Here is a 13,075-nt window from a genome sequence, read left to right on the forward strand (position 1 = left end):
ACGAGACGAAGTGTGGAGTTTAGAGGAAGAGTCCCGGACCCGGGCGACTTCCTTCGGGGAATCTGACGCCCACTTTGCCGATCTTGTTCCCCTCCATGACCGCGACGGTCCAGATGGTGTTGTTCCATTCCACCTGGTCACCCACCACTGGCGCACCGCCCACTTTGTGGGCAATGAAACGGGCCAGAGTCATATCCGGATCGATGCCCTCGACTTTCAATCCGTACAGGGCAGCAACCGCGGCCAACTGGGCATCTCCTTCCAGTACGAAGTCGCCGAAGAAGCGCAAATCCAGACCTCGTTGCGGTGCCTGGCTGAACAATTTTCCGAGGGCCGGAAGGTTGTGTTCGTGACCGATTACGCACAGCAAATCATCGACTTCGAGCACCGTACTACCCGACGGATGGAGCAGTTGCTGGCCACGAAACAGGGCCGCGATGCGCGTGCCTTCGGGCATTTTCAGTTCGCGAAGGGGCGAGCCGATGCACCATTTTTCAGCGCCGAGGCGATAAACGAACAGCTCCCACTCGCTGGTGACATGCACTTCCAGCGCGGCGCGGGAGATCGGCGCCGGCTCGGGCGGAACGGTCACCTTCAACAGCTTCGCCACCCATGGCAGGCTCGTACCCTGCACCAGCAGCGAGACCAGCACGATAAAGAACGCGAGGTTGAAGTACAGCTGAGCGTTGGGCAGGCCGGCCATCAGCGGGAACACCGCCAGGATGATCGGGACCGCACCACGCAGGCCAACCCAGGAAATAAAGGCTTTTTCCCGGCCGTGGAAGGCCTTGAACGGCAACAGGCCGACCATCACCGACAGTGGCCGTGCAAACAGAATCATCCACAGCGCCAGGCCCAGGGCGGGCAGGGCGATGGGCAATAAATCATGCGGCGTCACCAACAGCCCCAGCACCAGGAACATGCCGATCTGCGCCAGCCACGCCATGCCGTCGAGCATGTGCAAGATGCCGTGGCGGCTGCGCACCGGACGGTTGCCGATCACCAGGCCGCACAGGTAAACCGCAAGGAAACCGCTGCCGTGCAGGGCGTTGGTCAGGGCGAACACCACCAGGCCGCCAGCAATCACCAGAATCGGATAAAGGCCGGTGGCCAGATTGATCCGGTTGACCAGCTGCAGCATCAACCAGCCGCCACCCAGGCCGATCACGCCGCCGATGCCGAACTCGCGCACCAGATGCACCAGCAGGTTCCAGTGCAGGCCGGTTTCGCCGCTGGCGAGCATGTCGATCAGGGTGACCGTGAGGAACACCGCCATCGGGTCGTTGCTGCCGGATTCGATCTCGAGGCTGGCGGTGACCCGTTCGTTAAGGCCCTTGCCGCCGAGCAGCGAAAACACCGCCGCGGCATCCGTGGAGCCGACGATGGCACCGATCAGCAGGCCTTGAATCAGGTTCAGATTGAACAGCCACGCCGCGGCCATGCCGGTCAGCCCGGTGGTAATCAGCACGCCGACCGTGGCCAGCGACAGTGCCGGCCATAACGCCACGCGGAAACTCGACACCCTGGTTCGCAAGCCACCGTCGAGCAGGATCACCGCCAGCGCGAGGTTGCCGACCAGATAGGCCGTCGGGTAGTTATCGAAAATGATGCCGCCGCCATCGACGCCGGCCGCCATGCCCACGGCCAGGATAATCACCAGAATCGGGATGCCGAGGCGGGACGAAAGTGAACTCACCAGAATGCTTGCACCTACCAGCAACGCGCCGATCAAGAACAGGCTGTTGATGGTCGTCGCATTCAAAGGCAGTACTCCAGAAAGCTGAAAGGCGGGCACAAACTGACCATGCAGTCTGCGTGCCAGCGATTCTAACCTGTTGAAATGTGATGCTGTCAAAAAGGTTTTGCAGCAACGACAACGTCGCCGGGTTGAGCTCGATCACTGTGGCGAGGGGATTTATCTGTGGCGAGGGGATTTATCCCCGTTGGGTAGCGAAGCTACCCCCAAACCCTCAGACGAGTTTGATCAGGTGTACCGGGAACAATGGGTTTACGGCGGCTGCGCCGCCGAACGGGGATAAATCCCCTCGCCACAGAGTTCGCGGTGCTCTTTAGAGACTGAACCGCCCAACCATGTTGTTCAGGTCCAGCGCCAACCGCGACAGCTCATTGCTCGCTGCGCTGGTCTGATTGGCCCCGGTTGCCGATTGCACCGACAGATCACGGATGTTCACCAGGTTGCGATCCACTTCCCGCGCCACCTGCGCCTGCTCTTCGGCCGCGCTGGCGATGACCAGGTTGCGTTCGTTAATTTCGACGATGGCGCTGTTGATCGTGTCCAGCGACAGGCCGGCACCCCGGGCGATGTTCAGGGTCGACTCGGCACGCTCGGTGCTGTTGCGCATCGAATCCACAGCGTGTTCGGTGCCGCTTTGAATGCTGCCGATCATCCGTTCGATTTCACTGGTCGACTGCTGAGTGCGATGCGCCAGGGCGCGGACCTCGTCCGCCACTACCGCAAAACCACGACCGGCTTCACCCGCGCGAGCGGCTTCGATCGCCGCGTTCAACGCCAGCAGGTTGGTCTGGTCGGCCAAGCCACGGATCACATCCAGCACCTTGCCGATGTCACGGGATTCATTCGCCAGGTCGCCAATCAGCGTGGCGGTGCTCTGCACATCGGCGCTCATGCGTTCGATGGCGCTGACGGTTTCCTGAACCAGATCGCGGCCATCGCCAGCCGATGTGGTGGCGTTCTTCGACGCTTCGGACGTGCTCACCGCGTTGCGCGCCACTTCTTCCACGGCGCTGGTCATTTCGTTGACCGCGGTGGCTGCCTGTTCGATCTCGTTGTTCTGTTGGGTCAGGCCGCGTGCGCTTTCGTCGGTGACGCTGTTGAGCTCTTCGGCGGCGGAGGCCAGTTGCGTGGCCGAGCCGGAAATCCGCTGCAGGGTGTCGCGCAGCTTGTCCTGCATCTTCGACATGGCCAGCAGCAAACGACCGGCTTCGTCTTCGCCATCAACGGTGATCGGGCGAGTCAGGTTACCTTCGGCGATTTCTTCGGCAGCGCTCAAGGCATTGGCGATCGGTTTGGTAATGCTGTTGGTCAGCAACCAGGCAAACAGCACGGTCAGGCCGGTGGCGATGACCAGCAAAGTGATCACCAGATTGAAAGACATCGAATACTGGTCACCTGCATTGCGGTCGGTTTTGTCGATCTGCAGGGTATTGATTTCAAGCAATTTCGCGAGGGCTGCGTTGACTTCTTCGGAGTTGGCGAGCAACTCGGTGTTCAACAACTTGCGCAGGTCGTCGACCTGATTGTTGCGCGAGAACGTCTTCATCCGCTCTTCGAGTTGGCGATACTGCGCCAGCAACTGCACGTACTTATCATAGGCGGCGCGTTCTTCCGGGCCATCGATCAGTTGCTCGTAGACTTTCTGGGCATCGCGGATCTGCTGGTTGCGCAGGTCGAACAGTTCCATGGTTTTCTGCTGAACATCAGGTTCGCGGTTTACCAGCAAGCGATAGGACAGGACCCGAAGTCGCAAGGTCAGCTGGGTGAACTCATCCAGGCTTTTGATGCTCGGTACGCTCATGGAGGCGATGTCTTCACCGGCACCACGGATCTTGCTCATCTGGTTCAAGGCAAACACACCCAGAACCAGCATCAGACCGCCAATCAGAGCGAAGCCGAGGAACGCCCGCGGCGCGATATTCATATTACGAAGGGACATGGTGTTTACCGAAAAGAGCGCAGCCGTGCGGCGCTGGGACTGACGTATGGATGACTTATCGGTCATACGACTAAAGTCTTGAATGCCTGTGCGTATTTGTCGCAGCGAGGGCCCGGCGACGAAGTGCAGGAACCAGATTCGCCAATCACAGTCTTTAAAGTTCGCGAGGAAGGTCACCCGCCAGCAAAATCAAGGCCTTGCGCCCCAATAACCCTGGCATCCGTGGTGACTTTTCTTTATCGTACGCGCCCTTTGAAAATGCCTGGAAAATCAAAATGTTGGAAGCATCCCTAAGCCAATTGGAACAGCTGGTCAGCGACCTTGTTCAACAGAACCAGAACCTGCTCGGCACCAACCAGACCCTGAGCGCAGAATTGGCCCAGGCCAAGGATGAAAACGAAAGCCTGCAGCTGAGTCTGATGGAACAGGAAGAAAAACAAGGCGCCACCGCCGCCCGCATTCAGGCCCTGGTTGAACGCGTCAGCGCCGGCCCGGTCAGCGCATGAGTCAGGGCGCCGCAGGGGTAAAAGTCGTCTCGATCCTGGGGGAGGACTATTCGATCAAGGCGCCGGCCGGGGAAGAGCAAACCCTGCTGGACGCCGCCATGATGTTGAAAGCCGCTTTGGCCGACACCAAAAGAAAGTACCCGACGCTGATCGGTGACCGCCTGCTGGTGCTGGCAGCCATGAATCTGTGCTCGCAGCAGATCGAAATGCAAAAGCAACACAAGCTCGAACTCGACCGTTACCAAGAGCAAGTCAGCGCCACGGTTGAAGTGATCTCCAAGACGATCAATCAGGCCTGATCGGCTTTGCGCACAACCAAAGAATAAATTGTCGTTTGTATTGTATACAATCGGCACGGCTGTTGCAGTGTTTCAGCCTCTTATTCTTTGGGGGTGCTCCATGCAGTTCTGGCGACGCAGTATTCAATGGCAGTTGATCCTGAGCATGGGCACCGCCCTGCTGGTCAGTATTCTGATCGTGGTTGGCATTTATACCCTCGTGGTCAACCGTCTTGCCCAGAGCTACCTTGTCGAACAAGCGCTGCCGTCGAGCATCGAAGCGATGCGCAACGACATCGAACGCATCCTGGTGCAACCCCTTACCGCCGCCAAGGACATCGCCAGCAACAGCATGGTGCGTGACTGGCTGGCCGGGGGTGAAGACAGTGCCCGGACCGCCGCGTTCGTGGAGTATCTGGAAGGCATTCGCGCGGAACACAAAGCGTTTACCGCGCTGATCGTCGGCACGGCTTCAAACCACTATTTCACTGAAAAAGGCCTGGACCGGACCCTCAGCCGATCCAACCCCAAGGACGCCTGGTTCTACTCGTTCCTCGACAGCAACCAGCCGCGCACCCTCAATATCGACAATGACACCGCGACCGGAGAGTTGGCGCTGTTCATCGACCTCAAGGTCGAACAGGCCGGCAAAGTCGTGGGCGTTGCGGGCCTCGGGTTGAGCATGAAAGAGCTGTCGGAGCTGATCCACAACTTCAATTTTGGTGAACGCGGCAAGGTCTATCTCGTACGTTCCGACGGTTTGATCCAGGTTCATCCCGAGGCGCAGTTCAGCGGAAAACGGACCCTGGCCGAGCAAATTGGCGGCTCAGCGGCGCAAACAGTCATGGGTCAAAAAGCCGCCACCAGCAGCGGATTCACCCGCGACGGCGAAGATTTCCTGGCATTGAGCCTGCCTTTGCGGGATCTGGGCTGGACCCTGGTGGCCGAAGTGCCACAGTCGCAGATCTACGCCGAAGCCCGCCGCGCCATGTGGATGAGCAGCGGCATCGGTCTGGCGGTGGCGCTGGTGTGCCTGTTGCTGGTGGTGTTGCTGGCCCGTGGCCTGGTGCGCCCGATTCGTCAGGTAACAGCGGCATTGGTAGCCATCGGTAGCGGTGGTGGAGATTTGACCCACAGGTTAGATTCCAGCCGCGCCGATGAGCTGGGCGACCTGGCGCGCGGTTTCAATCGATTCCTCGACAGTCAGCGCGAGATGATCGGTGAAGTGCTGACCACCAGTGAGCGCTTGCGCACCGCAGTCAGTCAGGTGGCGAAGGTTGTGGACAACACCGCCGAACGCTCCGGGCGTCAGCAGGAAATGACCGACATGGTCGCCACCGCCGTCCACGAAATGGGCCTGACCGTGCAGGAAATCGCGCAGAACGCCGGCAACGCCGCGGTTGCTTCGCAGAATGCTCGCGATGAGGCGATGCAGGCGCGGGAAGTGGTCGGCGGTTCGATCCGGCATATTGAAAGCATGTCCGATGAAATCGGCCACGCCGCTAGCGCGGTAGGCGAGCTGGCCAATCAGGTGGCGTCCATCGATCAGGTGCTGGCGGTAATTCGCGGGATCTCCGAGCAGACCAACCTTTTGGCGTTGAACGCGGCCATCGAAGCGGCGCGGGCCGGGGACATGGGGCGTGGATTTGCGGTGGTGGCGGATGAAGTGCGCACGTTGGCTCGACGTACGCAGGCTTCCACCGATGAGATTCAGCAGATGATCGGCAGCCTCAAGCAGGGCGCGGAGAACGCGGTGTCGTCGATGCACACCGGGCAAGCGGCGACGGGCACCGGGGTTGAGTCCAGCCAGCGCACCGGGGCGTCGTTGACGGCGATTACCGGGCAGGTCGAGCGCATCAGCGACATGAACCATCAGGTGGCGACCGCGACGGAAGAGCAGTCGGCGGTGACGGAAGAGATCAACCGCAATGTGCAGGGGATTTCCGATCTGGCCCGGGCGACGGCGGGGGAGGTCAGGGCTTGCCGTGAGGACTGTCAGACGTTGCAGCGGTTGGCGGATGATCTGGCGCGGCAGATGGGCAGTTTCAAGCTGAAGTGATGTGTTGGTTGTGCTGATGCCATCGCGAGCAGGCTCGCTCCCACAGGATTCGGGTGTTGATCACATTATCTGTGACCGACAGAGATCCCTGTGGGGGCGAGCCTGCTCGTGATTGGATTTCAGCAGCATTGCAAAGCTTTAGTTAAAACCACTCATCCTGCATCCCAAGACACACATCATCCCGAGCCTCAAGAATCGCCAGTTCATGGTGGCAACCCGGCACTTCCCACGTCAGGAAATACCGCGCCGCCTGCAGCTTGCCCTTATAGAAGCCCACATCCGCCGCATTCCCTTTGGCCAACCCTTCCTCGGCGCGAATCGCCTGTTCCAGCCAGCGCCAGCCAATCACTGTGTGCCCGAACACTTTCAGGTACAGCGCCGAGTTCGCCAGGCTGCTGTTGACCTTGCCTTGGCCCAGATCGGTCAGCAGGCCAATGGTCACGGTCTGCAGGCGTGCCACCAGTTTCTCCAGCGGTTCACGCAAAGGGGTCAACGAATCGTATGCGTGAGCGCGCTCGGCAGTATTGGCGATCAGGCGGATCAATTGCTTGAGTCCCGCGCCACCGTTCTGCGCCAGTTTGCGCCCCAACAGGTCGAGCGACTGAATGCCGTGGGTGCCTTCATGAATCGGGTTCAGACGGTTGTCGCGGTAATACTGCTCGACCGGGTACTCACGGGTGTAGCCGTGGCCGCCGAGAATCTGGATCGCCAGTTCGTTGGCCTTCAGGCAAAACTCCGACGGCCAGGATTTGACGATCGGCGTCAGCAAATCCAGCAGCTCATGCGCCTGTTTGCGCTCGCCTTCGGTTTCCAGTGTCGTGGTGTCATCGAACAATCGCGCCGCATACAACCCAAGGTCGAACGAACCTTCGACGTAGGCTTTTTGCGTGAGCAACATGCGTTTCACGTCAGCATGTTGAATGATCGCCACCGGCGTGGTGTTCGGGTCTTTGCTGTCCGGCACGCGGCCCTGTGGGCGCTCGCGGGCGTACTCCAGCGAATACAGGTAACCGGCGTAGCCGAGCATCACCGCGCCCATGCCGACGCCGATCCGCGCTTCGTTCATCATCTGGAACATGTAGCTCAAACCGTGGTGCGGCTTGCCCACCAGATAGCCGACGCACTCGCCGTTGTCGCCGAAGTTCAGCGCCGTAGACGTGGTGCCGCGCCAGCCCATCTTGTGGAACAGGCCGGCCAGCAACACGTCATTGCGTTTGCCCAGGCTGCCGTCATCGTTGACCAGGAACTTGGGCACGATAAACAGCGAAATCCCCTTCACCCCGGCCGGCGCGTCCGGCAGTTTGGCCAGCACCATGTGCACGATGTTTTCCGACAGCGGGTGATCGCCGCCGGAGATGAAAATCTTGTTGCCCTTCAGGCGATAAGTACCGTCCGACGCCGGCTCCGCGCGGGTACGAATATCCGACAGGGATGAGCCAGCATGGGGCTCGGTCAGCGCCATGGTGCCGAAAAAGCGGCCGTCGATCATCGGCTGCAGGAAGCGTTGTTTCTGCTCTTCAGTGCCGAAGCTTTCGATCAGGTTCGCCGCGCCCATGGTCAGGAAGGGATAAGAAGTTGACGCCGCGTTGGCCGATTGAAAGTGCGCGAAGCAGGCCTGGGACAACAGTGTAGGCAGTTGCATGCCCCCGGCGTCGAAACTGCGCGCAGCGTTGAGGAAACCGGCTTCGAGGAAAGCATCCACGGCCGGTTTCACTTCCGGAATCAGAATCGCCTGGCCGTTCTCATAGCGCGGTTCGTTCTCGTCACCCTTGCGGTTATGCGGGGCGAAGAACTTCTCGGCGATGTTGCGGGCAGTGCCGATGGCAGCATCGAAGGTCTCGCGATTGTGCTCGGCGAAACGCTCACGCTGTGTCAGGCCTTCGGCATCGAGGACTTCATACAGCTCGAAAGCCAGATTGCGGGAACTGAGCAACGTCTCGGACATGGCGGCCTACCTTTTTTTGGAATGGACCGAGTCTAGGCGTGGGAATAGAGGCTGAACAGGATGATTGATGAGCGTGATGGTGGGATGCGGGCAGCGCGAATCAAATGTGGGAGCGAGCCTGCTCGCGATGAGGCCATAACATTCAACATATTAGTTGAATGCTATACCGCTATCGCTAGCAGGCTAGCTCCCACAGGGGATGTTGCTGACCGGGCGACCATTGCGGACGCCCGGTCTTGTTGCGATTTAGCCGATCGTCATCAAGCTTGCATTACCACCCGCCGCAGCGGTGTTAACACTCAATGCCCGCTCGATCACCAGACGCTCCAGCGCGATGTTGGTCTCGCCCTGGGACAACCCGTGAACCCCGACGATCGCCCCGGCACGCTTGGCCACTTGCTGGCAAACCCCGCGCAGCTGATCGGAATGGCCGTGATGCAGGACCGCATCAAACACCACTTCGTCTTTGTTCCAGTCGGCAACCAGCTTGATCTTCGCCTGAATTTCCTTTGGCAGGCGTGCGAACAATGCCTTGGTCAAGTCAGCTTCCGGCCAAACCGCTGAACCACCGACAGCCAATACCGCCGCCAGTTGAGTCAACAGATCGCCTTCGACTTCCGCCAGGCACAGCACGTGTTCACGCGGCAGAATGGCGTAGCTGTTGCGCTCGCCAGTCGGCCCCGCCAGCACACGGGTGATCCCGCTTTGCGATTGCGCCGCGAACTGCACGCACAGAGTGCTCAGGTCGCTGAGCTTGTTGCTGTCGGCCCAGGCTTGCAGCGCGGTCAGCGGTTTGCTCATGGCGTCACGCAGACGAACATCCGGTGCAGTGACGGCATCGCCGCGAGCGAAGGACTGTTCGATCGCATCGGCAGGACGGGTCGACAGCAGTCGGTACAGGTACAACGGACCACCGGCTTTCGGGCCAGTGCCCGACAGGCCTTCGCCACCAAACGGTTGCACGCCAACCACAGCGCCAACGATGTTGCGGTTCACGTAGACGTTACCGGCGTTGACGTTGTCGATCACCTTGGCGATGGTCTCGTCGATACGCGTGTGCACGCCCAGCGTCAGGCCGTAGCCGGAAGCGTTGATCTGGCCGATCAACTGGTCGATGTCCTTGCGCTTGTAGCGAACCACGTGCAGCACCGGGCCGAAGATCTCGCGTTGCAGTTCGTCGAAGCTCTCCAGCTCGATCAGCGTCGGCATCACGAAGGTGCCGCGTTTGACTTCTTCGCTGTTGGCGATCGCCACCTGATACACGTTGCGACCTTTGTCGCGCATGGCCTGGATGTGCTTCTCGATGCCCGCCTTGGCTTCGGCGTCGATCACCGGGCCGATGTCCACGGACAGGCGCTCAGGGTTGCCGAGACGGCATTCAGCCATGGCGCCCTTGAGCATTTCGATGACGCGATCAGCGGAATCTTCCTGCAAGCACAGTACACGCAGGGCCGAGCAACGTTGACCGGCGCTGTCGAAGGCCGACGATACGACGTCGATCACAACCTGTTCGGTCAGTGCCGAGGAGTCGACGATCATCGCGTTCTGGCCGCCGGTTTCGGCGATCAGCGGAATCGGACGACCCTGTGCATCCAGACGACCGGCGACGTTGCGTTGCAGCAAGCGAGCGACTTCGGTGGAGCCGGTGAACATCACGCCTTTGACCCGATCGTCACCGACCAGACGGGCGCCAACGGTTTCGCCACGACCCGGCAACAGTTGCAGCACGCCTTCCGGAATCCCGGCTTCGAGCAACAGACGCACGGCTTGAGCGGCGACCAGCGGGGTTTGTTCCGCTGGCTTGGCCAGAACCGGGTTACCGGCGGCCAAGGCAGCAGCCACCTGACCACTGAAGATCGCCAGCGGGAAGTTCCACGGGCTGATGCAGACCACCGGACCCAATGGGCGGTGGGCGTCGTTAGTGAAATCGTTGCGAGCCTGCACGGCGTAATAACGCAGGAAGTCCACGGCTTCGCGCACTTCGGCGATGGCGTTGGCGAAGGTCTTGCCGGCTTCGCGAGCCAGCAGGCCCATCAGCGGCTGAATCTCGCCTTCCATCAAATCGGCGGCACGTTCCAGGATCGCAGCACGTTCGGCGGGCGGAGTGGCCTGCCAGATCGGCGCAGCGTTCAGGGCGCACTGGATCGCGTTGTCGACGTCTTCGACGGTTGCTTCCTGCACATGGCCGACCACGTCACGCAGATCGGACGGGTTGAGCACTGGCGCAGGTGTTTCAGTGCTGGAGGCGCAACCGAGCATCGGTGCGGCCTTCCAGTGGTTGTGAGCGGTGGCCAGCAAAGCGCAGGACAGCGAAGCCAGACGATGTTCGTTGGCCATGTCGATGCCGCTGGAGTTGGCGCGCTCGGCACCATAAAGGTCACGCGGCAGCGGGATACGCGGGTGCGGCAGGCCGAAGCCGCCTTCCAGCGTCGCCATCTGCTCGATGCTGGCCACTGGATCGGCCACCAGCTCCTGGATCGAAATGGACTGGTCGGCGATACGGTTGACGAACGAGGTGTTCGCGCCGTTTTCCAGCAGACGACGAACCAGGTACGCCAGCAGTGTTTCGTGAGTACCAACCGGAGCGTACACGCGGCACGGACGGTTCAACTTGCCTTCGGAAACTTTGCCTACAACCTGTTCGTACAGCGGTTCACCCATGCCGTGCAAGCACTGGAACTCGTACTGGCCGGGGTAATAGTTCTGCCCCGCGATGTGGTAAATGGCCGACAGGGTGTGGGCGTTGTGCGTGGCGAACTGCGGATAGATGACTTCCGGCACCGACAGCAGTTTGCGCGCGCAGGCGATGTAGGAAACGTCGGTGTACACCTTGCGGGTGTAGACCGGATAGCCTTCCAGGCCTTCGACCTGGGCGCGCTTGATTTCGCTGTCCCAGTACGCGCCTTTTACCAGGCGGATCATCAGGCGATGACGACTGCGACGCGCCAGGTCGATCACGTAATCGATCACGTACGGGCAACGCTTCTGGTAAGCCTGGATCACGAAGCCGATGCCGTTCCAGCCGGTCAGTTGCGGCTCGAAGCACAGGCGCTCCAGCAGATCCAGCGACAGCTCGAGGCGGTCGGCTTCTTCGGCGTCGATGTTCAGGCCGATGTCGTACTGCTTGGCCAACAGGGTCAGCGACAACAGGCGCGGGTACAACTCGTCCATCACACGCTCGTACTGCGCACGGCTGTAACGCGGGTGCAGTGCCGACAGCTTGATGGAAATGCCCGGGCCTTCATAAATCCCACGACCGTGGGACGCTTTGCCGATCGAGTGGATGGCTTGTTCGTACGAGGCGAGGTATTTCTGCGCGTCGTGCTCGGTGAGTGCGGCTTCACCCAGCATGTCGTAGGAATAGCGGAAGCCTTTGGCTTCGAACTTGCTGGCGTTGGCCAGGGCTTCGGCGATGGTTTCGCCGGTAACGAACTGCTCGCCCATCAGGCGCATGGCCATGTCGACGCCCTTGCGGATCATCGGCTCGCCGCTTTTGCCGATAATGCGGCTCAAGGACGAAGTCAGGCCGGCTTCATTGTGGGTGGCGACCAGTTTGCCGGTCAGCAACAAGCCCCAGGTAGCGGCGTTGACGAACAGCGACGGACTGTTGCCCAAGTGCGGGTGCCAGTTGCCGGTGCTGATCTTGTCGCGAATCAGTGCGTCGCGAGTGCCTTTGTCCGGGATGCGCAGCAGCGCTTCGGCCAGGCACATCAGCGCCACGCCTTCCTGGGACGACAGGGAAAACTCCTGCAGCAGGCCCTGAACAATCCCGGCACGGCCGCCGGCGCTCTTCTGATTGCGCAGTTTCTCGGCAATCGAGGCCGCCAGCTTGTTGGTGGCTTCGGCCATGGCGACCGGCAAGCGAGCCTGTTCGATCAACATCGGCACCACTTCCGGCTCAGGGCGACGGTAAGCGGCGGTGATCGAAGCACGCAGCACCGATTGCGGCAGGATGCTTTCGGCGAACTCGAGGAAGCACTGGTGTGCATGGTCGACATGGACTTCGCCACTGTCGTCAGCCTCTTTGGAGGTCAAACCGTTCAGCTCGGTCAGGGTTGCACCACCCTCGAGTTTTTCCAGGTAATTGAAAATTGCCTGCTTGATCAGCCAGTGCGGCGTGCGATCAATCGAGGTCGCGGCCGCCTTCAGGCGCTCGCGGGTCGGGTCATCAAGTTTGACCCCAAGGGTGGTGGTAGCCATATTTTTATCCTCATGTTTGCCACGACCGCGTGGCATCAGCTGGCCGCAAGATTAGCTGGGCAACCTTTGAGGTGCAACCGGGTGCAACCCTTTTTTTGTCGGAATTATAAGCAGCTCGTCAGGAAATAAATTCCGATACGAACGTACCGCACTTGCTTGGTGCTTTTAATTCTAGGAACGGTCGTTGACTGCGCTAAAAGGAAGCAAAAACCGGCTTTTTTCGGATAAATCCGACTAGGTGCAACTTATTCTCGCGAAATGGGTTGCACCTTATTTGCATTGTTGAATAGCATTCGCGGCTAAGGTGCAACCAGTCAAAAAGACAGGTGTATCTGGCTGATGGCTTTCCTGGGGAAACATCAGTCATAAATGCGCGGGATCTGAAATCGTCT

Annotated in this window: 7 protein-coding genes and 2 pseudogenes; 4 read left to right on the forward strand and 5 right to left on the reverse strand. The window is 60.1% G+C overall.

The annotated features are described in order from the left end of the window. Positions 1-19: 19 nt before the first annotated feature. The 3 genes and pseudogenes from ACM6IQ_RS23450 to ACM6IQ_RS23460 all read right to left on the reverse strand — a co-directional run. Positions 20-1,762 (reverse strand): potassium/proton antiporter, encoded by a 1,743-nt coding sequence (locus ACM6IQ_RS23450; RefSeq protein WP_017336176.1) that lies wholly within the window; start codon positions 1,760-1,762, stop codon positions 20-22. A gap of 307 nt (positions 1,763-2,069) precedes the next feature. Further along, positions 2,070-2,942, reverse strand: a complete 873-nt coding sequence (locus ACM6IQ_RS23455; RefSeq protein ID WP_404942955.1) for a methyl-accepting chemotaxis protein — start codon at positions 2,940-2,942, stop codon at positions 2,070-2,072. Beyond that, positions 2,925-3,761 (reverse strand): annotated as a pseudogene (locus ACM6IQ_RS23460) (MCP four helix bundle domain-containing protein); the annotation flags it as partial. The gene ACM6IQ_RS23455 and the pseudogene ACM6IQ_RS23460, both read right to left, overlap by 18 nt. Positions 3,762-3,970: 209 nt before the next feature. Between ACM6IQ_RS23460 and ACM6IQ_RS23465 the strand changes: the two are divergent. The 4 genes and pseudogenes from ACM6IQ_RS23465 to ACM6IQ_RS23480 all read left to right on the forward strand — a co-directional run bounded on the left by ACM6IQ_RS23465 (position 3,971) and on the right by ACM6IQ_RS23480 (position 6,538). Next, a complete protein-coding gene (locus ACM6IQ_RS23465) occupies positions 3,971-4,201 on the forward strand; it encodes a hypothetical protein (protein ID WP_017336178.1) in 231 nt (76 codons plus the stop codon). Further along, positions 4,198-4,500, forward strand: a complete 303-nt coding sequence (locus ACM6IQ_RS23470) for a cell division protein ZapA (protein ID WP_017336179.1) — start codon at positions 4,198-4,200, stop codon at positions 4,498-4,500. Before ACM6IQ_RS23465 ends, ACM6IQ_RS23470 begins: the two co-directional genes overlap by 4 nt. 145 nt (positions 4,501-4,645) lie before the next feature. After that, a pseudogene (locus ACM6IQ_RS23475) lies at positions 4,646-5,674 on the forward strand (cache domain-containing protein); the annotation flags it as partial. Positions 5,675-5,806: 132 nt separating this feature from the next. Continuing rightward, a complete protein-coding gene (locus ACM6IQ_RS23480; RefSeq protein ID WP_414879998.1) occupies positions 5,807-6,538 on the forward strand; it encodes a methyl-accepting chemotaxis protein in 732 nt (243 codons plus the stop codon). A gap of 142 nt (positions 6,539-6,680) precedes the next feature. Here the strand turns inward: ACM6IQ_RS23480 and ACM6IQ_RS23485 are convergent, their stop codons facing one another. Both ACM6IQ_RS23485 and putA read right to left on the reverse strand, forming a co-directional pair. Next, positions 6,681-8,483: an acyl-CoA dehydrogenase gene (locus ACM6IQ_RS23485; protein WP_414879965.1), complete on the reverse strand. Its 1,803-nt coding sequence runs from the start codon at positions 8,481-8,483 to the stop codon at positions 6,681-6,683. Between the two features lie 246 nt (positions 8,484-8,729). Then, complete coding sequence (gene putA, locus ACM6IQ_RS23490; RefSeq protein ID WP_414879966.1) at positions 8,730-12,683, reverse strand: trifunctional transcriptional regulator/proline dehydrogenase/L-glutamate gamma-semialdehyde dehydrogenase; 3,954 nt, start codon at positions 12,681-12,683, stop codon at positions 8,730-8,732. Between the last annotated feature and the right edge of the window lie 392 nt (positions 12,684-13,075).

The sequence above is a fragment of the Pseudomonas sp. IT-P100 genome (genome assembly GCF_949767185.1).
Taxonomy (GTDB): Bacteria; Pseudomonadota; Gammaproteobacteria; order Pseudomonadales; family Pseudomonadaceae; genus Aquipseudomonas; species Aquipseudomonas fluorescens_B.

Bases quoted from the DNA above. Each gene is read 5' to 3' on its own strand.
- ACM6IQ_RS23470 (WP_017336179.1), top strand. From the start codon at position 4,198: ATGAGTCAGGGCGCCGCAGGGGTAAAAGTCGTCTCGATCCTGGGGGAG.
- putA (WP_414879966.1), bottom strand. From the start codon at position 12,683: ATGGCTACCACCACCCTTGGGGTCAAACTTGATGACCCGACCCGCGAG.
- ACM6IQ_RS23465 (WP_017336178.1), top strand. From the start codon at position 3,971: ATGTTGGAAGCATCCCTAAGCCAATTGGAACAGCTGGTCAGCGACCTT.
- ACM6IQ_RS23455 (WP_404942955.1), bottom strand. From the start codon at position 2,942: ATGTCGAAGATGCAGGACAAGCTGCGCGACACCCTGCAGCGGATTTCC.
- ACM6IQ_RS23480 (WP_414879998.1), top strand. From the start codon at position 5,807: ATGGTCGCCACCGCCGTCCACGAAATGGGCCTGACCGTGCAGGAAATC.
- ACM6IQ_RS23485 (WP_414879965.1), bottom strand. From the start codon at position 8,483: ATGTCCGAGACGTTGCTCAGTTCCCGCAATCTGGCTTTCGAGCTGTAT.